Raw genomic sequence first — 23,938 nt, 5'->3', positions numbered from 1 at the left:
TCTTCATTTCAGGCACCTTATTATTATTAGCATTCTCATCGATGCGTTGCACGCAACCTAAATCGATGGAACAAACTCCGCACGATTACTCCCCTGCTTACCGCACGATGGACTATTTATCGGTGGCCAAAGTTATCCGGCACCAGGGAGGACCGCACGTCGTCAATTTAAAAAACAACGAAAAACGATTGATCGTCGTGGGATGCCCACACTCATCCGATCCCGATGCGGTCGAGTTTAAACTGATTGAAACGTACTTTAACGATCTTCAGCCACAGATTGTCTTCAACGAGGGTGGCGAAATTCCCGATACCCTACACTATGAGCATCGCGATCGGGCCATTCAAAACAGGGCCGAGATCGGCTTGCTCAAATTCTTGTGCGATCAACACCAAATCAAGTTGATGAGTGGGGACTTTTCAGAAAACGAAGAGTTTAATATCATGCTGAAACGGCATCCGAAAGAAACGTTATTCCTTTACTATGTGATGGAACGATTTTGCAATCCCTATCGCTATGGATTCGACGCAGACAAACCGATCGCTATCGCGTACGGAAATTTCATCAGGAGCTATCTCTTGCCGAACGGATTCCCGCTGGATCCTTCGCAGCAATCTTTTTCCTACTTCACAAACCTATATAAACAAAACGTCGGCGAAGAATTTGATATTAAAACAGCCGATTTCGGAAAGTTCGATTTCCTCTCCGACGCAGGAAAGTTCACAGCGGTGGGGCGGGCGTCCAAGGAGGTAAGAGACAGTGTGCTATTAACCAAAATTCAGCTTGCACTAAAAACACATGACAGGGTTTTCGTTGCGTTTGGCGGCGCGCACGTGATTGCAATCGAACAAGCGTTGAAAGACATCATGGATGGCAAAATGGAGGATCAAACGTCAAGGCCGCGTTAAAAATTCAGCAATACCTGAAACAGCCTACTCTCGCCGTTGTCGTTGTCTGAAACCAGATGAAGCACAAAATCAGCACCCGCCATTTGATAACACATGCCTTCAACCTTTTGACGCTTAAATACTTTCTCTACTGTGGACAAATTGACCAGCTCGTCTGGTATGATTTCATTTTTGCGAAGCTGGTCTGAAGCATTGGAGATCCAGGCGATGTAACTATCGCCAATTTCCCCATCGTCATAGGAATTGCCCGTATCTTCACTCGTAAGCGAAATCAATAAAGTATCGTTTTCCCGAATGTAGCATAGTTCCGACACGCCCAATACAACCTCTGTATGATTGACCGGCAGCACCAATCGTTTGATGACAAGATTTGCATTATCCTGGTTTTCCCAAAAGTTCGTATCCGTCACGATCAAATGATTATCCTGAGTTGATCTATTACCCCGGTTTCCGAGTACGAGACTGTTATTTACCAGGGTAACTCCCTCAAGATTGATCTCTGCAACACCAGCGGCTTCTATCCGTTTTAAGAAATCCTTTGTCTTATAAATGGCGTGCTGCATGCTGCCTATTTCTAAACCTGCTTGAGTAAGGGGGATCAGTATTATCCGCTTCCTGTTTTTCCTTGAGCCCGATCCCACAATCAGCAAGTTATCCGTGTTATCCACCCGAACAATCGCAGAGCCCTCCAGATCAACTTTTTCCTGCTTTGCGATCCTTAGTTCTGTATGGTCGAATAAATGAATGGCGCCAAGATGTTCGTAGTCGTTATTCATAACCAGGACATTCCGGGAGTCGTCGCCAATAAGATAGAATTTCCCTTCGTAATAGTTGATGGATGATCCCGAAGGAAAGTCGGATATCAGCAACGATTTAACTAAATGAAGTTTACGCATTAAATAATGTCTTTTGAATATGACGTTGTTGTCTACACTTTCTTCCGTATCCTGCTTAAATGCTCTGGAGACAATCCTAAATAAGACGCAATGTAATACTGCGGAACATGCTGAACGACATGTGGATACTCCCGCACAAAGTCATGATACAAATCCTCCGCGCTCTTACTGATAATGTTTTTCCGCCTGGCCTCTGCATTGCAAAATATCCGCTCTGCTATTAACCGGCCAAAACGCTCCCAGGTCTTGTACTGATCATACAAACGATGAATGTCGTCCCTCTTAAAGACCAGACATTCAACATCCGTCAGCGCTTCAATATATTGTAAGGAGGGTGATTGTAAAAGAAAGCTGGGATAGTCCGTAACAAAATGACTGGGCGAAATAAAGTCAACTGTCACATCCTTGTCGTGCAGAAAATTATACTCCCGTAAGAAACCCTCTGTGACAAAGGCAATGAATGTGCAAACCTGCCCTTGTTTTAATATCAGCTCCTTCTTGCGTATTCGCCTGGGGCTAAGAATGCCTCGAAATGCCTCCCATTCCTCGGCATTCGGAGAGACTAATTGTCGAACGTAACCTTCGATCAATGCGATGGATTCCTGATTGGTCATCTACCGCAAAGGTATGACAAAAAAACCATAGGCAATACCAGCAATCGACTTCCAGTCGACTGCACCGCGTTTAAAAATAGCCGGGGCTATGAGGTTATTGATAATTATCAATCACTTCTGGAAACTGGGGAAATACTTTTGTCCCAGACAATACCCCAGAACCCAATACATTTAATCATTTATCCATGAAAATTAAGAATCGAAATTCCAGGCCTACCCTTGAGCGGACCAACCTGCTTCCTCAGCATAAGGCATGTTTACTCATGATATTTATGATATTTCTGCTCGTACCTGAACTGGCATCCGGGCAGGGATATATCGAAGGAATGAATATCAACTACGAGCGCTCACCCGTAACCATTAAAGATGTCGACCCCGACGAGTCGTTCACACTCAATACATGGCGGTTTAATACGGGCTTCCCGGTGTTTCTTACGAAAGACAAATCAAAGTACCTCATCATCGGGGCAAGCTTCGAAGTACTGAATTTCAGCGGAACGCACCCGGCTTTTGCCATTAAAAATGTGTACGGCATACAGCCGACGATCGGACTTACGCAAAAAGTAAGCAGTCAGCTTACCCTGCGCTACATATTTCTACCAGCGCTCAATTCCGATTTTGACGACGTATCCTTTACGGATATAAAATTAGGCGGCATTATGCAGGCAGCCTATTCCAAAAAACCAGGGTTGACCTGGAGAGCCACCCTGGGATTCCGGGATCAATGGTTCGGACCACAGATCATCGCGCTCGTAGGCCTGGATTGGAAGGTGAACGAGAAGTGGAGAATATTCGGAGATGCTCCCCGCGATCTGACGATCGTGTACAGACTAAACCAAAAGAATTATGCGGGATTTACATTGGAAGCGGTAAACACCAGCTACAAACTAAAGAACCAGCAATATCTTTCCCACAACACGGCCCAGCCAGGACTATTCTTCGAGCGATACCTCTCCCTTTCGCTCGCCTTGCGCGCAACAGTAAGCTACAGCTTTATACGCCACGAGAATATTAACCACCAACAGGACAAGACAGACCTCCAGGTTGACTTCGTCCCTATTGGCTACGAGCCCGATCCGTTAAATCCGGAGTTTTCAAAAGGAGCCAATTTCAAGCTTGCGCTCAGCTACCGTGTATTCAGGTAGTGAGACAACTCCCCCTCCATTATGACCACATCTAAATTTTCAACTGACTCTTCAAAAAATAAACATGATGAATCAAACATTCATGAGCCTGATCACCTGTGCTGTTTTATACTTTTCAAACGTATATACAACAGAAGCAAGGAGCAGACAAAACCTAAAAGCCCCGGAAGAAGCACTAACCTTGAGCAGGTTTAACCACAACGGCCAGTCACACATTCTTGCCGTACTGGATGATGACGGAAAAACACTTACCGGAATTGATTTGAGCGTCAAATTAAACCGGTTTGACCAGTCCGCGCTCGAAGTAATTCAAACGTTACAGTACAATGAAGTGGTGGCGATCATCCGCGCAAGTAAAGACAGGGTTACGGTTCCGTACGAGGCGCTACTTCCGGCAATCGAGGGCAATAAACACATCGCGATCGGCATAAACTATGACGAGCACGGCGAAGAAACAAGTGTAGATGCACCATTTTTATTTCCCAAAATAGTGGATACGGACCCAGCCATTCATCACCTGAAATATACACCCGGATGGCTTCTGGATCATGAAGTCGAGCTGGGGCTCGTGTTCCCGGACGCAGTTTGCTCCAACCTGGATCTTCCAAACCAACGAATTGGCTTCCTGGTAGTGAACGACTACTCCGAACGGGCAACACTCATGCGGGAGCTTGATGTTAAAAATGTTAAGAATGGCAAAGGCTTTCCCAACGCAAAGAGCATGAAAGGTTTCCTGCCTACCGGGCCCTATATTGTTGTACCCAGGGATTGGCAATCGTTCGTAGCCGAATTAACACTAGACCTTCATGTCAATGGCGTGATCAGGCAAAGCGGATTCGCAAAGGACATGGTCTGGAATATCAGCAAAATAATAGAAGAAACACTTGCCTCAAAAAACCGAACATGGCCTTGTCACAATAAAAACGTAGGATTGCTCGAGAACGACTGCATCCCCGCGAACAGCATTATTATCACGGGTACACCCGCTGGCGTAATCTTTAAAAAACCAACCACGGGATTTAAAGTAAAGACTGCATCTAAATACTTTCTCACCTTCAGTTTTTTTTCGCATCAACTCCTTCCCTACGTCATGCAAGAGCATTTAAAAAAACAGATACGCGAAGATAAATACCTCAAACCGGGAGACTTCGTCGAGACATCAATCTCCTTCCTGGGAACAATTAAGACTACGATTGAGTAACCCGGATATAAAGCCTCAGTACTTTCTACTGAGGCTTTTAGCGGCGGTATCGGGGCGTCCTTACCACCCGGTTCTTACGAATCTGAACCGACTTATTTTTGGGATACTTAACCTCAAACGCTATACGGTACCGCACCGTTTCGCCAGGGGCCAGCAGCTTCAGCCACTGTAACCTACCGGAGGGTGCATCAAGACTCGCCCCGGATACTTCAGAAGCTTCCACTACGATATCCTTTTCCTGGGAAATGGGAAGCTGGTCCTGAATCCTTATAGAAACGCCAACCTTACGGTTATTCCGCACTTGAATTTCATAGATAAACGACTCGGAACGTTTTCCTCCCAGAGACGATGTGCTTGCTTTATCTTCAACTTTTGTTCGGTTCACCACAATCTGATTGTCGCGCCCCAGGGACAGCTCAAGCGTATCGCCCACGAGCCTGGTATCGATATTCGACTCCCCCACATAGCTGTTTCCGTAATATACATTGGCCACGCCATCGATCAGATTCAGGTTTTCCCAGCCGGTAACTTTGGCTAACAGAAAGACATTGTTTTCAACCTTCGGAATCGCCAGATATTCATACGAAGCTTGCAAGGACTCACCCTTAATGCCAACAACATACGGCGTACTCCCGGAGGCAAGGGAGTGGACGCCCTCCAGGGTAAACGACGTGTTCAATTCTGACACAGCCTTATCAACAACCTCCACTGCTCCTGATTCGTCGGCATCGGCTCGATTCTGGGCGCGCTGGTTCAGATATCCCTCGTTGGCCACCGACGTGTAGTTAAGATTCCATACAGTTAAATAAGGCCGCGTAGAATTTTGCGTCAAATCTCCGGACGATAGCCAGAGCTTCACGTTATTCCATTCGAGCCCGGTATCATTATAAACCCGCGCTTTATATTGCAGCGTTACCGGCTTGTTGATTTCCGGAACGATAATATCATACGACGCCTCCCACGAAGCATTTTCCACACCGTAACGAACAACAAATGGAACGGTCTGATCCTTATCGGCCTGTACGGTAACTACAACGGTATAACGTGCCGGATCATAGGGATCGCGTTTCTCAATCGCCTGCTTCTCCGATAACAGCTCGGTCATAATACCAACCTTGCGCCGCAGCTCGGTCTGCGCAGTGTGAATAGACAATGTGCGGTCGCGAAAAAAATCGGCGGTCTTTGCGAGCTCCAGCAAGGACGTCCCCGGCTGAACACGTTGATTCTCCTGCAACATCTGTCGCTCGGCATCATAGGCGGCGATCCGGTTGTTGATCTCCACCAGCTGGGCTTGCAATTTATCAATAGAGTCTTTTCGCATACGGAACTTTACCGGCATCGCACGCAATGACATTGTTTCCTCCTCGACAGACACCGAGACCAGATTCACACCACCGCTTGCCGTGACATGCACACTATTATCCACTAACGACTTTGAAATGCCCCGAAAGCGCAACACGGAGACCCCACGCTTCACCGGGACGTTCTCCGTAAACCGAAGCTCGGCACCATTCAAATACACCGTGGCTTCGTCTATTTTGGAATCAATAACTACCGGTGACTGGCCTCGTGACACCGTAAAACCCAGCACATAACAAAGTGCCAACAGGAGCGTATGCTTTTTCATCGTCATAAAACACTAACTTTTAAAGAATATTGCATCGAATATATGCAAAATTACCAACATACTCCGATCAACGGACCGGCTGGCTGATTTCGACAGTAATATGTATACGTTCATTCCTGGAAAAGAATATGAAGTAGTCCGTTTTTTCCGTAAGAGAATATAAAATGCCTACATTGAATACTATATATTCCAACCTCCATGAATGCCAACGTTGACAAAACGCAGACAAATACTCCACCAGACAGCAGCAATCCGTCCAACATATCATCGCAAGCCCATCTCCGGGGGTGATCCAAAATTGGTCCAGACAACGAGGCCAGTGCATTCACCAGGGGCCCTGCAGATCGCGATTCAAGGATGGCTCCGGATATAAAGCATTGCCTTTTCCGCCACTGATCGGGAAAAAATGCCTGCCGAAATTGCACGGCTCAGATGGTATTCTTAACTTCCATCTGTTGAGCCCATCTTTTGCGCACCCGACACGGTTGCCGAAGATGGGCTTTTTGTTTTACAACTCAATCCAGGTGTAAGACCGGTTAGATATTGAGGTCATTGTTGTCCGGTTAACATTTTATACCATGACAAAAAATGTAAACTTTCGCAAGATATTTATTGCGTTCGCCACCATCGGCGGCCTGTCAATCCTGGCATATTATTACCTCGTGGTGGTGGCGCCCGCCCGGGAACGGGAGCTGAACCAGCGGGGATTCAGGATCCTGACGCGCATCGAGCGCAATATTCACGATAAGAAAAATAATGTGCAGGTCATCCTGGACGAGGTCTACGGCAAAAAGCCTATGGCGGGCGAGCGATACTCACCGAACGATACAATCGCTTACTTTGACGGCTTAAGGCTGGAAGGGGCCATTTCCACAAACGAATGGAACCGCAAATTCCACGGGCGCAAATTTGTACCGAAGAACAATGGCCGCGACAACAAATGGTTCATTACCTTTTTCGGTTCTATCTATGACCGGAAGCCCGGCGGCGGAAGGTATGACTTTGTTCGTTCAAAGGACTCGTTGCTGGAATATCACTGCGACGCAGAAAAATACCTGACAGACGTCGTCGGGTATCGACAGGATTTTTTCGAGGATTACGTTGTGCTCTACGGAGACTCAGCCATATACCAAACCCACCCGCTCGACCTGAACCCGGCCGTCACGCTCGCAGGCAACCGACGGGTGCCGGTATCCAACGAGATCCGGCACGATACCCTGGGCGGCAAACCCTATGTGGTATACTACCATGCCGTCGACAAGGCGTCGGAAGTACCGTTCGTGTTGTGCGGCCTGGTTTCGGAAGAGAAATACGCACACGACCGGAATATGATTGATACGGACAAAATTGTCTGGATCTCGCTCTTCACCTTGCTGGCGCTATGCTCCCTGCCCTACCTGAAAGTATTCCTGATTGGTCAGTTGGAGCGGGTATATCACTACGACGTGACCGGCCTGGGTGTTGCCAGCCTGCTGGGAGCCGCGGTGATCGTAACGATGCTGGTATTGTGGATGCACAACATGGCCGAGCGCCAGCAGCAGGAATGCACACTGCAGCATGTCAGCGGCGAGCTGAAACGACGGGTACAAGGCGAGGTGGCCGACATCCTCATGGAGATCGACCAGCAGGAGATGTGCTATATGCCTGCGCCCACGTCCGCCACATACCGTACCTGGCTGCGGGCGAACCTGCGCCACCCGTATGCGGTGCAGATGCAGGGACTTAATCGTTATTTTAACAACGCTTCGTCGTGGCACCCGGTAAGCTCGCTGCTGTTCATTGACAAGAATGGCCAGAACTGGGGTACCTGGATGAATAAAGGAAATGGCCGCGCGGACATGGACCTGCGCGCCCGGGAATATGTCAACGCACTGCAAGCATCGCCCTACAAGCTTGTACTGCCGGCAGACAACGTGGTCCGCACATTCTATCTGCAGCCGGTATACTCGTGGCATAGCCAGGAAAACACCGTAGTCGTCAGTAAAGCACCCAATAGGCCGGCACAGGAACTGGTCGACGACCTGGGGCGGAACCTTCGGGACAGTCTGCGGCATAACCACTGGGCGCAGGGCGATACGCAAGGGCACCTGCGCATCCTGGCGCTGGAAACACTGCTGCTGTCGGCCATGCGACCGGCCATGCCGGCAGAGGTACAGTTTTGCATCCTGGACGCCGGCGGCGACGTACTTTTCCACTCCGACGGCCGACGCAACCTGCGGGAGAACTTCGTCGAGGAATGCAACAAAGCGGCACTGGTTCGCGAGCTGATTCAAAGCCGCTCCACCCGATTCGAAAAGATATTTTACTATGGGCAGGATCGCCTGATGCACTTTTCCCCCCTGCAAGACCTGCCCTACACGGCCGTGATCCTGTACGATTCAGATGCCTACATCAGCACGCTCTCGAACGAGGTAACGTTTACCTTGTTTATGCTTTGTTACCTGACCCTGGGCATTGTCCTGCTCATCGTCATACCCTTTCTCGTCGGGCGCCGTCCGTCGCTGCTCAAACGCCAGAAAATCGACCTGCGCTGGCTTCGCCCGCATACCGGCCAGCAGAAATTTACCTTGCTCTTGCTGGTGCTGCTGGTACCCGTCACGTTGGCCGCGGGTCAGTTCATCACCGAGGGCCTGCTATACCACTTTTCCGGTGGGCGCCTCGGCCTTTCCTCAGGCACCCTGCTGTATGTGTCATTCGCCTTCCCGGTACTGACGGTGATGCTGACCGGGGCAGCCGCGCACGCGATCGCGCTCACGCGGCGCCTGGATCAGGCGGTGTTGCGCCCCCTGGTGCAGTGGCCTTTCCGTCTGCTATTCGGATTGTGCCTGCTCGCCGCGCTCATGCTCTGCGGCATGCTGTGGCAGCTCGAAGGGCTCCAGTCGTTACTTCCCGCCGCACTATTCACCGCACTGCTGGTGGCAGTGTCGGCGTGGTTCCTCTGGCGGCCAGATGCCCTGGTCCCCTTGCTGGCGATGCTGCGGGATCCCGGTAAACTGAAACGCATGCCCTGGCTGAAGAAACCGGAAACAAGCTATCGGGTCACAACGGTCCTGATGCTGGCCGCCGTAAACCTGAGCATCCTGCCGACGTTCGGCTTCTTTCGCGCGGCCATCCGCGTGGAAAACGGCCTGCATGAAAAGCGCGGGGCGCTGGCAATCGCCGAAGGCATCGAGCAACGGCAGCGCTGGCTGGTCCGAAGCTTCCCCGACATCACCCGCCGCTGGGAGCAGATCGCCACGGGAGGCCATACGCTGACGCCCGCGGCGCACACGACAAGCAATACCGGCACCCGCCGGGCCACCGCGATCAACGAAGTCTGCACCCGGCGACAACGGCTGCCACAGCGGGGCGACCCGTTGCACCTGGTCCGTACCGGCATCTATACCTTTGGTAATCGAAACGACCGGGTCGAGCTCCCGAACGCGCACGTGCTGGATATCGCCGAAGACAACTGGCGATCGTCAAAGCCTCAGCTTGCCGACAGCGTCACCTCCTGGTACCTCCGGCTTATCAGCCTTCCCAAGATGACATTCAATGCTTATGAAACCCGCAACCTGTACCTGGACCGCAAGGCTCTGCTAAACAATCCCTACCGGTGGTGGTGGGGACGTGGTCCCGGCAATGCGCACGACATTCTATACTATCACTATGGCAGGCAATTTCCATCCGAAGCCTATGCGGGTGTATCCATAGCGTTGCCGATGCGAATAGAATGGGAGCTCCTGGAATTTCCAGGGCACCTGATGTTCTTGTTCGCTGTGGTGATTATCTGTCTGGCGACCTACTTCACACTCCACACGGCCTACAAACGCCTGCTGCTGGTCGGGTATTTCGAGCCCGAAACATTACAAATCGCCCGCGATACAGACATGGACTATATCCGGTATAACGCCGTTCACGGCCCGACAAACCTGCTGATCCTCGCGCCCATTGGCACGCGGGTAATTCCGGTGATACAGGAAACACTTGCCCGGGAGGCATATAGCAAAGACGATCCCGACACCGCGCTTGCAAACAAGGTAGAGCACCTCAACTTTAAAGGCTCCCCCCGGAAAGACATGCCGGATCAGATCGTGCTGCTGCATTACTTCGACCCGCGGGACGTTGAAAACGGAAAATGCATAGAATACCTCAAAGAACTCTCTAAGTTGTTCCAACGCAGCACCACCAAAGTGATCTGGGTGACCTCTGGCGATCCCGGCGACCAGGCACTACAGCTTTCCAAAAAACATCTCGCGCAAGCGGCTACTAAAAATAACGATGTATCGCTGCAGCAGGAGCAAGAAAAGCTACTGCAGGTGCTCGATGATTTCGATCAGGTAAATTATCCCCTGGAACAAAATGATGCCGCCCTCTTCCAGGACTACAAGGGACTGCAAATTGTCACCGACGAATTCCGCTTCGGCGCTTACTTCGCGCGGCTGTTCCACAACATTGTTTCAAAGAGACCCGGTCAGTATATACTACAAACCTATTTCAAAAAAGACGCGAACGGTAACTGGACAGCATGCGAGTCCAGGTCGGAGGAAATGTTCGTGCTGAAAATTCAGGAACTGGCAGGAAACTACTATCATTCGTTGTGGGCGTCGCTGACCAGCCAGGAAAAATATGTATTGTACGACCTGGCCCAGGACGAGCTGACCAATTACCTCAACTTCCCCGTACTCAGCAGCCTGCAGCGTCGCGGGCTGGTATATGTTTCGAAAGAAGAAAAAGCACTGCACATTTTCAACCGAAGCTTCCGCAATTTCATTCTGTCCGTCGTCAATCCGGACGACGCCTTACAGCTGGAGCGCGAGATCAACGTGACCGGCACCTGGGATACCATCCGCATGGTGCTGATCATCTTCTTCGTATCGATGGGCGCGTTCCTCCTCTATACGCAGCAAACGGTCTTTAACCAGGTCACTGGCTTTGTCACTACGCTGACGGGCCTGGTGCCGACGCTGACAGGATTCTTTTCAACCATGCGGGGCATCAGAGGAAAATCCTAATACCCTGCAACGATGGATACACCATTAATGATTTACGGCAAAGCGTTTAGAAATCCTTTCCTTGCCACGAATTATTTCGGCGATGTAAATCCCGTTTTGCAGCGGATGTGTGTTGATTGTCACTTTGCGATCATTGCTTTTGGTTGTGAATACCGGCACCTGCTGACTGTTGTAGACCGTAAGACGATACCATTCATCCCCACCTTCATGGCGCGCGGCATCGTGGCCTTCCGCGCTGCCAGTTTCTATATCAATGTAATCGGCCGCCGGGTTGGGTGATACAGTCATAGACCATCCGCAGTATGGATTTGACGTATCCACATACGCATAGGCAATGGCAACATTCGTCCCGGGCGCAGGCACGCAACAGGTGTTTGCATTGACCGAGCACCAGACATTGGCGCGCACTTCAATCGAACCACTTCCACCAGAACCGGTATTGAATGACATGCTAAAGTCCGATGCAGAATTAATTGTAAACCCCGGTGGCACCGTATAGGTGTATCCGGATGCCGAGCATGGAGGATTGACATACAGCGTATAGCTGGTATTCGGGCAGAGCGACATGTTATCGGTGGAGCCCATGATATAATACGAGCCACCGGGCACATATCCGCTGTTTTCGCCGAAGCATATTCTTCTGAAACTTTTGATGGTCGTGCCTGAAAGGGGGCAATAAATCTCGACACTCAAGGACTTGACAGTATTGGGCGAGAAATTGTGTTGCACAGCCACCGAGCTTGAATTGCCGCCCACGGCAGCGCCTGACAGCTTCCAGGCATACGTAGCCCCGGGAATCGATGATGTGGTGGAATAATTTGACGTCGAGCCGTACGCACAGACCCTTTTGTTGCCGTTCATGTTTACACGATACCAGCCGCGCTGCCAAACAGCGTTTGCCCAGGGGTGACCCTCCAGCGTATGCCGGTACACCGCGCCGTACCACCACTTTGATCGCACGATGCCGTACTCGCTTGTGGTAATCGCAGTATGTACGGGCACGCTCATATTAGCCCCAAAGACAATCATTACGCCTTCTTCCCAGGTGTCTTGTGTCAGCGGTGCGATCTCTTCCACAGCGTCATTGATAAAATACTTTCGCACATCACCGTTGATCTCCACCGCCGGTCCACCGTTGTACTGGGACCATGCCCAGCCGTGACACTGCGATTTCGTGGTCGCTCCACTCTCCACCTGCACCCACCAGTTGTTCGCGGTGATCTTGTTGGCATTGTCGGTATTGACATAGTCCCGGTAGTAGTCGTCTTCGGGGTTGACCACGGCAAAGACGGCTTGTCCCATGGGCGTATAAATTGTTGTGCCGACACCACCGGGAATCTGCGCACGAAGCTGAACGCAAAGGATCAGCAACAGACTGGTGATCAGAATTTTTGATAAACAATAGCGGTTGGTTGTAAAGCAGGCTTTCATACACACGGGGGTTACGATTTAATTACTACAAGTAAGACATCGAGCCGGTCATGCTAACACATAATACATCACAATCACATTCCGAACGGTGTCAGATAGACATGAATGAATATAGAATATTTTTTAATTGCGCACCAGAACCCATGGAGACGTTTTCTGATTTTATTACAGGAGCGGACAATTTCAATTTTGTACATCAGACGACCCTACGTTCAATACTAACGCACAAGTTACCAGGAGCTCTGCAAGCAACTTGCTTCCATCTTCCAACAGAACCGGTCCCGTCGATAGGACGTCGATGGTTACCGATACAAGCCCCAGCATCACCGCGCATGCGAGTAGTACACGGCCACCACGAGAAACCTGCTGCCACAAGAAAAAGGCAACCCCTGCACCCAAACAGGCTCCGGCTATTACCGGAAGCTCATGCAGCAACACATGTGTGAGGTTCCGCTTGTACGTAAAAAAGATGATTCGTTCTTTCAACTGCTCATGATACATAAACCGCTCATCCAGTGCCAGGATCAGAAAGAATGCAGCGACGAAAAACCACATCCCCCGTCGTCTATACATGCCCGTAACGAACGACAGCGTAGCCGCCATGACCAATAGCACCCCGGAGAGCCATGTACCGGTTGAAGCTTCCCCACTAATGGCCAGCGACGGGTAATAATAATTCCGTAGAAAGGCAACGCCCACTACGCCGCTCACGAATAGGCAAACCATGGCTATGGGTACCGAAGATCTGCTGCCGCGCATCATGTACAGTCCACGTCTTCTCCGAAGTCTATAATCTGCCACTGCCCATCGACGTTCACAAACCACAATACTCTTGCCAGGGCATCCCCATTTACTTCCCCCGGAAAGATAGAAGTGATCGCGGCGATATCGGCGATACCATCTCCGTTAAGGTCGGCCTCCCAGTGCGTTCGGTCCTTCCGATTGATCGTACACGACGACGGCATGGTCGTGTCAAAAGGTATATAGATCCCCAGGATCTCGTCAGACGATAACAGCTTCTGGCACGCAAACTGAAGCGTGGGCCGATCATAACTACATCCCAATTCTTCCGGGTGAAGCTGTACCATAATCGACAGAAGCTGGGTCTCGATCAGCCCCCGTTCAGTCAAAAAGAATACGGGTATGCGACGTGTAAACTGATGAACGAGCATTCGCAACCCAAAATCCGGCCGGTCATAAAATTGATGGACTCGGCCCGGCAGAATCTTTGCCGACGTCTCGCCGTAACGATACACAAGCGGCAACAAATATTCCGTGTTTTCTGTCTCCCGCGCCTCGACACGTATTTCCGGCATACCCTGTGGAGTGGTGAAAGCTGTATTGTCATCTGGCTCGATCTTAATCAGAAAAGGAGCTCCCCCTGCGAAAAAGAAGTTCGACCGTGTCGTGAGAAACGATGACCTGGCCGATGGAAGTTGCCCGCCCGCGGTGTCGCCGTCCTGGATTGGCCGGTTTAGCTGCAACAGGGTCGGAAAGTTTTCGGGCATCCTGATTCCCGCGGCGGTAATACGTTTATAGTCCTCAATGGCCCTGTTAACCTGTTGCCGGTAGGGGGCCGTTGCAACACTGTCCTGCTGAAGACTATCCTGCGCCCGAATCATTCGCCTCACCAGCTTTAAAAGAGGCTCAAGCGGCGGCAAAGTATGCAGGATGGCATGAACGCTGTCTTCCTGAACTCCCCCGTATGTAATTGTATTTCCGGTGACCCATACAGAGTCGTCCGATTCCTCCGTGAGAGATCCTGCGTTTGGCATCGAAGCACTATCCGATTCAGGAAGAGGAGTCTTCTCTTCCACCCCACGCGTCCGGCCACATCCCATCAGCAATAGCAGATACAGGCACACTGCCCAGGTGACACACTCTTTCATTTAGTCAGCTATATATACAACGTGCAATATAACATTTATTTAACGCCACCCGGGATATTCAGCACAACCTTCCCCGTCGTCTTTCCACTTTGAAACACCGCCAACGCCTCTGCCATGTGTGAAAAGTCAAACCGATGACCGACAATCGGTGGCGGCAGATGTAACGCCTCAATGTCCCGGAGCATCTCATACATCAGCTCCTTTTGTTCGTATATCCAGATGAGGTTGAACGCCATCACAGACTTGTTGGACTTGATCATCGTCAGTGGATCAACCCGGGGCCGGAACAGATACCGGAACGCCAGGCTGATATAATTGGGCCGATGTGACGCGGGCGTAAACTGAGCAGAGCCATACGCCACCAGTCTTCCCATCGGCGCCAGCATGTTATAGCTGTCGTAAAAATATTTCCCACCAGTAGTTTCAAGGACAAGATGTAGCAACCGGTCTCCCAGCGCCAGGCGCAAATCATGGCGAAAATGTTTTCCCCGCACAATGGTTTTATCAAATCCCTCCTGCTTCAACAGCGCCACCTTGTTCGCTGCGCCCACCACGCCAATCGTATAAGCGTTGTACTTTTTCGCAATACGGTGGGCCTGCAACCCAACGCCGCCTGCTGCGCTGTGAATAAGGACCGTTTGCCCGGACCTCAGGTCGCCTAACGTCCTCAACGCATAGTATGCCGTGAACGTCTGCACAGGAAAAGCAGCGCCCTCCTCATAGGACCAACCCGCCGGCAGCGGAAACAAATACTCCGGATCTGCAACGATATGGCTATCATAACCACCAAACCGGGTAACGCCCATCACCTTCTGTCCTACCTGGAATTTATCTGAATCCGAGGAAAGCACCTCTCCACTAAACTCAAGTCCTGGAATGAAGGGTACCTGGGGTGTGGCGCTATAAAGCCCCATGATCGCGAAGATATCCGCATAATTAAGGCCGACGGAACGCACGCCGACCAACACCTTACCCTTTTCCAGCGCCGGGATTTCTGAACGGTGAGGCTTCAAATTTCGCAACGAGCCAGTCTTTTCAACAAGATAAAATTCACGCATGCGCACAATATACCCAATACAAGGCTTCCGGGCCTACCTCAGTAGAAATATGTTTTGACCTTGTTCCAATTTTTCCGTTAGATTCGCAGAAAGAGTGGCCGTGGAAAACAATAAAACAAGAGGGATCCTAATTCTGATTTTCATCATGCTGGTATGGGGGAGCTCTTACTCCATAACAAAATCCGTCGTAGCAACGCTCCCGCCTATGTGCTTTGCTTTCATCCGGTTTCTCATTGCCACGTTGTGCCTGCTTCCAGTCTATCTCCAGCATCGCCGCAAACAGAAAGACAAGCTGGTAACGTCAGACTACGTCAGGTTGGTATTCATGGGACTCACCGGTGTAACCGGATATTATATTCTGTTTAATTTTTCGCTCCTATACACATCTGCCTCCGTCGGCGCCCTCATCCAGGGGCTTATTCCCATCTGCATTGCTTTGTTTGGCATTCTATTTTTGAGTGAAAAAGTAAATCAGCGGCAGATCGCCGGTATTATTATTTCGTTTGCCGGTGTGGCCCTTGTGGGACTCATCTCAAATGACAAGACAAACGGAAGCAATCCCATTCTCGGCAACCTCCTCATGCTGGCATCGGTCGTCTGCTGGACGGTGTATACCTTGCTGTCCAGAAAATCAAACCATCTTGATTCCATAACAACCACGTTCTTAGGCGGATGTGCCGGTACGCTTCTCTGTTTACCAACGGCTGTCTATGAATACACCCACCTCGACACGCCCATACGCCTGGGAATGTTCGGCTGGGTGGCCGTGGTATATTTGGGTGCCATATCTTCTGCGCTCTGCTATCTGCTCTACAACCAGGCCTTGAAAAATCTGCCCGCGGCGATGGTAGGCAACTTTCTCAACCTCGATATCCTGGTGGGTGTCTCCATTGCCGTAATATTCCTGCACGAAAGCATTACCCCATGGCAGATCGTCGGCGGGGTACTTATCCTTTCTGGTCTATTTCTGAGCTCTACACCGACCAGGCCAACCCTAACTTCCTGACCACGTCTTCAATCTGGTCCTCGGGCAGACTTCCAAACTCGAACAATACTTCTGGCCTGCGCTTGCTGTTGGACCGCGACCGGTAATAATAACTACCTGCTGTCACGTGTACTCCCTGCGCAGCCGCCCGTTCGACCACTTCTGTTTCGCTCAACGGCGCATTAATCCGTAACCAGATATTGAGCCCGGACGGCGCGCGGTTAAAATGAACAAGCTCGGCGGGCATCTCCTCCAATGCACGTACACATCGATCATACTTGTTTTTGTATACCTTCCGCATGCGCCTGAGATGCCGCTCCCAAAAACCTTCTTCCATAAAACAGGCCAGCGTCTTCCGGATAACGTACGGCACGGTATCCATCAGGTATGCGTACGATTGATAGTCCACCGAAAATTTCTTCGGTAATACCAGGTACGCCACCCGCAGGGATGGCATCAGAGAGTTTGAGAACGATCCCAGGTATATCACCCGATCATCGCGGTCCAGCCCTTGTAGCGCCGGCATCAGCTTCGCTTTATGTCGGAACTCACAGTCGAAGTCGTCTTCGATGATATAAGCATTGTTCTCCCGCGCCCAATGCAATATCCGCAACCTGGCCTGCACGGGAATAGACACGCCCGTAGGAAACTGATGTGACGGCGTCAGGTAAAGCAAGTCTGCCGTCTGCCCGGCAAGCTTGTCCAGGTCCACACCATCTTTCTTTACGCGCAGCGCTTTTATAGTATACCCACATTCTGAAAAAACCTGTTGAATACGTGGGTATCCCGGCTCCTCTACCATAATCTCCGAACAGGTCTTACGAAGAATAACCGCCAGCCAGAAAACCAGCACACTGGCGCCCGAGCCTATAATAATCTGTTCGGGTTTCGCCTGTACACCACGGTGGTGAAACAGGTACGGGATCAGCTGCGTCTTCAAAGGATCTTCGCTTTCATGCTCCTGGTATTGAAAACTGATATTATCGAGCGCCCAGTTGCTGCATTTTCGCCACTGCGCTACCGGAAAATTGTTTTCATCCACCATATGGACAGCGGAATTAAATCTTTCTGCCGGAGTATTGACGGTTCGCTTTGTCGCGCCACGCCGCGATTTCCTGAACTCCAGCTCCGAATGCCGCTCCCGCACATCCAGTTTGGCCGCATACAGTCCCTTGCGGTTTTCATTCACCAAATATCCTTCTAACGTGAGCTGCTCATATGCCCGTACAACCGTGTTTCGACCAACCTGTAGCTCCCGCGACAACATCCTGTACGAGGGCAACCTGTCGCCGTGCTGTATCCGGCCCTCCAGGATGGCATCCCGGAAGAACTCATAAAGCTGTTCATAGAGCGGCCTACCCTTGCGATTCAAAATCGGAATCATATCTGCACCCGTTAAATAGTATAAAACTGACCCCAGGAATGGGTGCAAAGGTAGGCTACTTTTACCGCTACAGAAACTCTTAACCCCTAAAAAGTGACTTACCATGAATATCCTGAAACGTTATCCCCTCCTGCTGATCATCGTATTGTCGTTGCCGTCCGTTCGCGCGTTGGCACAAATCCCCCCCGATTTCAAAATGGTCAATGCTTCCCTATCGCAGGCCGGAGACCTCATTATCGTACCGTCAAAAACATCGTCCAACCATGACTTCGATTTTCTGGCGGGCAACTGGACCATGGACAACAAGCGATTAAAGGCCCGGCTAAGCAACAACACGACATGGCTCGAGTATAAATCGACTTCTCAAAACTATGGATCTATACTGAACGGTCTGGGCAACATGGACTTCTACCGAACGTCTTTCAACGCGGTCAGCGAAAAGCCCTATGAAGGGCTTACGTTGCGGCTCTTCAACCCGCAGACCAAGCTGTGGAGCTTATACTGGGTCGACAGCAACCTGGGTGTGCTCGATCCACCCGTGGTCGGCTCCTTTGAAGGCGCCGTCGGTACATTCTACTGTCACGATGTCTTCCAGGGCAAGCCTATCCTCGTCATGTTTCAATGGGATAAAACCGACCCGAACAACCCCGTCTGGGCGCAGGCCTTCTCGCCCGACAACGGCCGGACGTGGGAAATGAATATGACGAATGTTTCACATCGTCAGAAGTAAAGCATAAAAAAAGCCATCCAGACTAACCCGGATGGCTTTTACGGAATTGCTCCTACGTTATTTTCGCACCAGCTTTCTCACTACGGTCGCTCCGTTATGTATAATCCGGATATAATATATACCCGGAGAGAGTTCGGATACCGGGAATGTACACGAAAAACCAGACGCCGGCACCACCAAGATCGGCCTGGCCATCGCATCGAGCACTTCTACTCTTTCCATCCTGCGCGACGACACCAGTGTCACGTCACGCTCGGCCGGATTGGGATACACGTTCAGTTCGTCCTCCCGCGCATCGGCGATGCCGGTGACAATACTCGTCCGGAATGTACGGGCATCGCTGTACTGGAATCCATTCCACACGGTAGCCCGCAGGCGGTAGAAATACTCCGTATCATCGGCAAGTCCTTCGAGGGTTGTCGTCACGTTGGAATAGTCGTTGTAGTAGCTATATCCATTCACCGGAGCAGTCTCTCCGAAGTCACGGGTAGTTCCGTATTCAAAAACAAGATTGGACAAGTAACTCCCCTGAAGGCGAACCAATCCGCCGATGTCTACACCCGTGCTGCTAACATTTTTTGCTGGGTCCGCCACGAGAATAACGCCGCCGCTCAGGCGGAAAACATTGTAGTCACTGGCAAACGCTTTGCCATTATAGAGGCCAATGACTCTATAGTAATAAACAGAGTCCACATACGGCACCGTAATGGTTGCGTAGAGCTGTGCCCAGCTCCGGCCGCCAACTTCCGAAGGCGTTGGCGTAGCCATCGATCCGTAGGTCTGGGAAAGTCCGTATTCAAAGCGTAACGCCGTGAGGGCATGTTCATTAGACAGGACCTGCGCATAGAGGGTCACCTCGCTGCCATTCGCCGACACACGGCCAAAGGTTATTTCGAATTCAGCACGGGTTTTGAACCGCGTGGCCTGGCTTACATAAACCTTTCCGTTATGCGTACCCTTCAGTCTTATATAATATTCTGTCTTCGGACGCAGCCCTTCCAACACGAGCTCGGCATACTTCTCCTCGCCGGCAGCGATGTCAGCAGGATCAGCGTGAACGACCTTCTTATTCTTAAACGTCGCCACGGTATCGTATTCAAATTGCAAGTTGGTGATGGCGCTCATGTTGGATTTGACATACGCCCACACCTGGGCCGTTGTCGTCTCCGGATAACCGACGTTGGGTGGCCCCAGCACGACCTCGGGTGGCGTATCGAATTGAATCGTGTTACTTACCAGGAGGGTTCCGTTGACAGTCGTCGTTAACCGGTAGTAATACGTCGTGTCCGGCAGCAGGCCCGATGCTGGAAATGCATATTCAACATTTTTACCCGTGGTGACGGACCCGGGCGTAAGCGCAGCAGCATTGGCGAACGCAGGGGTCAGGCCATATTCGATGCGCGCATTCTGCGCCACCGTGGCATTGCTGGCAATAACACCGTGAAGCACGGCGGAGTTTGCCGTGATGGCGGTGGCCGCCAACGCTTTCACCGTTACATCATCAACCTTAAAGCCTTTGGATAACAACGCCCCGTAGTAACCACCGACAAAGATCTTGTCACCGTGGATGCTAACGGTTCTGATCTGCGCTGGAATGGAATAGGACGTCCACGTATTTCCGCCGTCTGATGTCATTAGGTTTAGTCCGTATTCTCCAGCAGCAAAGCCAATGTTCTCACTGGTAAAATCGATGGCCAGAAGGTGATCGTATGGCGTTGACTTTTCCATCCACGTCTCACCGCCGTCCGTGGTCTTTAATACCAGACCAAACTCGGCCGAAATGTATCCCACCTTATCGTTTACAAAATCGATCTCGGTTAAGTCGCCATATACCTCGTAAACAAGGGCCCAGCTTTTACCGCCGTCAATCGTTTTATACAGGTCGCCATAGTGCAGGGCAAATCCCCGCTGCTCGGAAATGAAGTGCAGCTCGGTGACCTCGAAATACGATACATTCTCCCAGCTTGTGCCACCGTTGAGTGTCTTGTAAATACCTGCTCCTCCTATAAATCCTTTCTGATCGTCGATAAATGAGATGACCCTGCCGGATACAGCAGCATCGCCCCACGTTTTTCCGCCGTCCGCTGTCTGCATCACTTTCGTCGTGTAGTTGTTGTTCGCGACGACATATCCTTTGTTTTCGGATAAGAAATACCCCGACATATAGTACCAGTTTTTATCAATCAGGTTGTTTACGACCGGCAACCATGTTTTACCTTGGTCGGTGGTTTTATAGATCCGGTCACCCAACGCATAGCCCGTGGTAGCCGAGGGGAACGTGACTTCTTGTATGTCGTTATAGCTCATGCCATACGACTGCCACTGTTGGCCGCCATTGTAGGTGCGCATGATCCGGCCCCGGAAACCCACCGCGAAGCCGTTGTCTTCATCAAAAAAGTATAGTGCGTTCATGGCCTCCGCATAGTACCGCCCGTTGAGAAATCCGGCCCATTCCCAGGACATACCGCCGTTCTCTGTCTTGTGCACCACACCACCATCACCCGCGATATACCCGACGCGTTCGTTTAAAAAGAAGACGTCATACGCTGCATCAGGGACCCAGGGAAGCTCTTCCCATGTTTCTCCGCCGTTGGTGGTTTTATAGATATTCGAATGTGCTTGTGTGGCGTATCCAACCTTGGAATTGACAAAGGTGAGGGCGAAAAAATTCGACGGAGAAATATTTGAGTCGTTATGTACGATGCGCCACGTGAGGCCACCGTCAGTCGTCTTCGCCAAAATGCCATTGCTTCCCGCAACATGTCCCGTCTTTGAACTGGTAAAGACGGAAGCCACTACAGCAACGCCTGGTACAGCGCGCGGTGTCCAGCTTTTGCCACCATCGTATGTGACGAACAGCTGCGAGCCCGACGTGACGAATACGGTATCGGGATGAATAACGGATACTCCGTTGAGATTATCCGAAGCGCCAAAAAACACCCGGGTCCATCCGCCACCCTGGTGTGTCGACTTATATACCGATCCATTGTCCCCAACGACGTAGCCGATCTGATCCTTAAACGCAATGCGATTGCCCTGTGCGTTTTGCTGCACGCCCCAGGTCTTTCCGCCATCTGTCGTTCGTAGGATTTGATAGCCGTTCACTATAAATCCAGTATTATCGTTCACAAAACAAATATCCCTTACGGAACGTCCCGACGGCAGCGGATTTAGCCACTCCCACTCCTCCGCCGGCGGTTCCGGCGCAACATCTCCTACAAACACCGTCTTGGCTACACTACACCCCACCGCATTCTGCACGGATACCGAATACCATCCGGGGCTTGTTACCGTGATCGTACGTGTGGTTTCTCCCGTGCTCCAGGCATAGCTACTAAAGGCACCAGCATCCAGTTGAACCGACGAATGCCCACTGAAGGCTATCCGATCCGGAAGCGCAATCGTCGGCGCATCCTTTACCGTGACAAAAACGGAATCGCTGTACGCACATCCGATCATATTGATCGCCTTCAGTTTGTACCATTGCGTAGCATTCAACACGGTGGTCCGTGTTGTGTCACCGGTATTCCAGGTGTATGAGGCGTAACCGGCGTCGACGGTCAACTTGTTCGCCGGGCATGTAGTGAAAGCTTCACCAAGCTCAAACGGCGTGTAGGCCCAGATCGAGACCTGCTGGGTAATGACGGTAGCCTGCGCGCCGTAGTATGCAGACAGTGTTACAGTGTATTCGCCGTCTTTATCGTACTGCACTTCAGGATTCCTGGATCGTGACGTCGAACCTTGTCCAAAATCCCATTTTACGGAATCGATCAGGTGTTCGTTGGTAACGCTAAATTTAATGGGTACCCCCTGACAGTGATGATCGTATTTGAAGCTTGTTTTAAAGAAGTAATTCTGAATAAAACTGGGCGTAAGATTCACAAAGGACTCACCACCATTCAGGTATAGTCCGTTTTCCTGGAACTCCACGTCTTTACCCGCCGCGTTGGGATTCATGATCACGCCCAGGTAGTCGCTTCCGCCGCCACCGCCACCTTTTGTGATGTATATTCGTCCATCGGGCGCTAACTGAAACGCCCCCAGCAAATTGTAAATATTCGATCCGCTAACAGCGGCCCGCGATTTATTGATCTGCGCTTGCGTCGGCAGTGAAACATCAAACTGAAAAATCTGAAGACGACGCGATACGTAGGTATATAATTTTGTAGCATCACTCGAAAACTCCAGCGACGATACGAGGGGATCGCTATCCAAATCCGCAAACGAAAAATTCATGGTATTCGAAAGCACACCGGTTTCATTATTGAAATCGAACAAGCTCACAAAATCATTGCAGATTACACCCATTTTGCGCCCATCCGGAGAAAACTTCAGCTGGCCGCCCCAGGCGGTATTAATGCTACCAATCACCTGTTCGGTGATCTCGGCCGAAATTCCCTGATCCGTTATTCGCAACAGCGAATACTTATTGCTGTTAACCAGATGGGTGATTAACCACACGTCCTTCCCGTTACGGTGGAACACTGCGCTAAGCTTATTGGAAGTATTCTTGACAAGTCTCACCCCCTTGACGACCACATCCCCGAGGCCACTATTGAGCGTCATATCCACTTCGGAATAATAAAGGCCCGGAGCATTGGAGGCCGGGTCCACCGTAAAAATATAATAGCGACTAGTGCTACCCGGCTTGGGAACGACCAACGACTGCTGCAAGCTGCCCCTTCCATGGAATTCGATCAGATTTGCCCCATTGGGCATGCGAGCGTGCCGCTTGTTCCAGACGGTAAATCCGTCGGTGTAGAATTGCAATACGCCGCTATTATCACTGATAACCCCCATCCCGCGATTTTCATGGGTCGCAAATTGCCTTTTTACCTGGACCGGGGTACTGTTAAAGTTCAGTTCATAATCATAAAAACTAAAGATGTTGGCGTTTTTCTGAGCATGAAGACTAAAACCGGAAATGAAACAAAAAAGAAGTGCGTAAGTACGCAGGCGGGCCTGAGCCCGAAGATTGCAGGTAAACATAGTATAGACAGAGTATTCTCAAAATTAAAATATTCTATCTAATAACACACGGACCGGCACCAGAACATTTTCCAGTCAGCGCTCCAG

At 50.7% G+C, this 23,938-nt stretch carries 15 protein-coding genes; 6 read left to right on the top strand and 9 right to left on the bottom strand.

The window, feature by feature from the left end; all coding sequences use genetic code 11:
- The first annotated feature begins 65 nt into the window (after nucleotides 1-65).
- Nucleotides 66-908 (top strand): hypothetical protein, encoded by an 843-nt coding sequence (locus K7P01_RS19075; protein ID WP_267295997.1) that lies wholly within the window; start codon nucleotides 66-68, stop codon nucleotides 906-908.
- On the opposite strand, the gene K7P01_RS19070 is transcribed toward K7P01_RS19075, so the two are convergent.
- Both K7P01_RS19070 and K7P01_RS19065 read right to left on the bottom strand, forming a co-directional pair.
- Entirely contained in the window at nucleotides 905-1,804 is a 900-nt protein-coding gene (locus tag K7P01_RS19070; RefSeq protein ID WP_267295995.1) for a DUF6929 family protein, read from the bottom strand. The genes K7P01_RS19075 and K7P01_RS19070 overlap by 4 nt on opposite strands.
- A gap of 32 nt (nucleotides 1,805-1,836) precedes the next feature.
- Entirely contained in the window at nucleotides 1,837-2,418 is a 582-nt protein-coding gene (locus K7P01_RS19065; RefSeq protein ID WP_267295993.1) for a Crp/Fnr family transcriptional regulator, read from the bottom strand.
- Between the two features lie 272 nt (nucleotides 2,419-2,690).
- On the opposite strand from K7P01_RS19065, the gene K7P01_RS19060 reads away from it, so the two are divergent.
- Nucleotides 2,691-3,563, top strand: coding sequence for a DUF6268 family outer membrane beta-barrel protein (locus K7P01_RS19060; RefSeq protein WP_267295991.1), 873 nt, complete (start codon nucleotides 2,691-2,693; stop codon nucleotides 3,561-3,563).
- 64 nt (nucleotides 3,564-3,627) lie between these two features.
- A complete protein-coding gene (locus tag K7P01_RS19055; protein ID WP_267295989.1) occupies nucleotides 3,628-4,764 on the top strand; it encodes a fumarylacetoacetate hydrolase family protein in 1,137 nt (378 codons plus the stop codon).
- A 37-nt stretch (nucleotides 4,765-4,801) separates the two neighbouring features.
- Here K7P01_RS19055 and K7P01_RS19050 read toward each other — a convergent pair whose 3' ends face one another.
- On the bottom strand, nucleotides 4,802-6,397 hold the full coding sequence (locus K7P01_RS19050; protein WP_267295987.1) for a DUF4139 domain-containing protein: 1,596 nt from the start codon (nucleotides 6,395-6,397) through the stop codon (nucleotides 4,802-4,804).
- 572 nt (nucleotides 6,398-6,969) lie between these two features.
- Here K7P01_RS19050 and K7P01_RS19045 point away from each other — a divergent pair.
- The gene (locus tag K7P01_RS19045; protein ID WP_267295985.1) at nucleotides 6,970-11,385 is read left to right on the top strand and encodes a PDC sensor domain-containing protein; all 4,416 of its coding nucleotides are present in this window, start codon (nucleotides 6,970-6,972) and stop codon (nucleotides 11,383-11,385) included.
- Nucleotides 11,386-11,409: 24 nt separating this feature from the next.
- Here K7P01_RS19045 and K7P01_RS19040 read toward each other — a convergent pair whose 3' ends face one another.
- The 4 genes from K7P01_RS19040 to K7P01_RS19025 form a co-directional block, all read right to left on the bottom strand.
- Complete coding sequence (locus K7P01_RS19040) at nucleotides 11,410-12,816, bottom strand: T9SS type A sorting domain-containing protein (protein ID WP_267295983.1); 1,407 nt, start codon at nucleotides 12,814-12,816, stop codon at nucleotides 11,410-11,412.
- 183 nt (nucleotides 12,817-12,999) lie between these two features.
- Complete coding sequence (locus K7P01_RS19035) at nucleotides 13,000-13,542, bottom strand: hypothetical protein (protein WP_267295981.1); 543 nt, start codon at nucleotides 13,540-13,542, stop codon at nucleotides 13,000-13,002.
- 32 nt (nucleotides 13,543-13,574) lie between these two features.
- On the bottom strand, nucleotides 13,575-14,705 hold the full coding sequence (locus K7P01_RS19030; protein WP_267295979.1) for a hypothetical protein: 1,131 nt from the start codon (nucleotides 14,703-14,705) through the stop codon (nucleotides 13,575-13,577).
- A gap of 35 nt (nucleotides 14,706-14,740) precedes the next feature.
- Nucleotides 14,741-15,763, bottom strand: a complete 1,023-nt coding sequence (locus K7P01_RS19025; RefSeq protein ID WP_267295977.1) for a zinc-binding dehydrogenase — start codon at nucleotides 15,761-15,763, stop codon at nucleotides 14,741-14,743.
- A gap of 94 nt (nucleotides 15,764-15,857) precedes the next feature.
- Here K7P01_RS19025 and K7P01_RS19020 point away from each other — a divergent pair, with 94 nt between their 5' ends.
- Entirely contained in the window at nucleotides 15,858-16,769 is a 912-nt protein-coding gene (locus K7P01_RS19020; protein ID WP_317987623.1) for a DMT family transporter, read from the top strand.
- Here K7P01_RS19020 and pdxR read toward each other — a convergent pair.
- On the bottom strand, nucleotides 16,738-18,132 hold the full coding sequence (gene pdxR, locus K7P01_RS19015; RefSeq protein ID WP_267295973.1) for a MocR-like pyridoxine biosynthesis transcription factor PdxR: 1,395 nt from the start codon (nucleotides 18,130-18,132) through the stop codon (nucleotides 16,738-16,740). The genes K7P01_RS19020 and pdxR overlap by 32 nt on opposite strands.
- Before the next feature lie 103 nt (nucleotides 18,133-18,235).
- On the opposite strand from pdxR, the gene K7P01_RS19010 reads away from it, so the two are divergent.
- A complete protein-coding gene (locus tag K7P01_RS19010; protein WP_267295971.1) occupies nucleotides 18,236-18,862 on the top strand; it encodes a hypothetical protein in 627 nt (208 codons plus the stop codon).
- Between the two features lie 57 nt (nucleotides 18,863-18,919).
- On the opposite strand, the gene K7P01_RS19005 is transcribed toward K7P01_RS19010, so the two are convergent.
- On the bottom strand, nucleotides 18,920-23,662 hold the full coding sequence (locus tag K7P01_RS19005; RefSeq protein ID WP_267295969.1) for a YCF48-related protein: 4,743 nt from the start codon (nucleotides 23,660-23,662) through the stop codon (nucleotides 18,920-18,922).
- Between the last annotated feature and the right edge of the window lie 276 nt (nucleotides 23,663-23,938).

The organism is Parachryseolinea silvisoli (genome assembly GCF_021190955.1).
GTDB classification, from domain to species: Bacteria; Bacteroidota; Bacteroidia; order Cytophagales; family Cyclobacteriaceae; genus Ohtaekwangia; species Ohtaekwangia silvisoli.
This window is presented reverse-complemented; position numbering and strand designations above follow the sequence as displayed.

Coding starts and splice junctions, on each gene's coding strand:
- pdxR (WP_267295973.1), bottom strand. CDS start 18,132: ATGATTCCGATTTTGAATCGCAAGGGTAGGCCGCTCTATGAACAGCTT.
- K7P01_RS19050 (WP_267295987.1), bottom strand. CDS start 6,397: ATGACGATGAAAAAGCATACGCTCCTGTTGGCACTTTGTTATGTGCTG.
- K7P01_RS19010 (WP_267295971.1), top strand. CDS start 18,236: ATGAATATCCTGAAACGTTATCCCCTCCTGCTGATCATCGTATTGTCG.
- K7P01_RS19040 (WP_267295983.1), bottom strand. CDS start 12,816: ATGAAAGCCTGCTTTACAACCAACCGCTATTGTTTATCAAAAATTCTG.
- K7P01_RS19075 (WP_267295997.1), top strand. CDS start 66: ATGGAACAAACTCCGCACGATTACTCCCCTGCTTACCGCACGATGGAC.
- K7P01_RS19065 (WP_267295993.1), bottom strand. CDS start 2,418: ATGACCAATCAGGAATCCATCGCATTGATCGAAGGTTACGTTCGACAA.
- K7P01_RS19055 (WP_267295989.1), top strand. CDS start 3,628: ATGATGAATCAAACATTCATGAGCCTGATCACCTGTGCTGTTTTATAC.
- K7P01_RS19070 (WP_267295995.1), bottom strand. CDS start 1,804: ATGCGTAAACTTCATTTAGTTAAATCGTTGCTGATATCCGACTTTCCT.
- K7P01_RS19045 (WP_267295985.1), top strand. CDS start 6,970: ATGACAAAAAATGTAAACTTTCGCAAGATATTTATTGCGTTCGCCACC.
- K7P01_RS19060 (WP_267295991.1), top strand. CDS start 2,691: ATGATATTTCTGCTCGTACCTGAACTGGCATCCGGGCAGGGATATATC.
- K7P01_RS19025 (WP_267295977.1), bottom strand. CDS start 15,763: ATGCGTGAATTTTATCTTGTTGAAAAGACTGGCTCGTTGCGAAATTTG.
- K7P01_RS19030 (WP_267295979.1), bottom strand. CDS start 14,705: ATGAAAGAGTGTGTCACCTGGGCAGTGTGCCTGTATCTGCTATTGCTG.
- K7P01_RS19035 (WP_267295981.1), bottom strand. CDS start 13,542: ATGGTTTGCCTATTCGTGAGCGGCGTAGTGGGCGTTGCCTTTCTACGG.
- K7P01_RS19005 (WP_267295969.1), bottom strand. CDS start 23,662: ATGGGGGTTATCAGTGATAATAGCGGCGTATTGCAATTCTACACCGAC.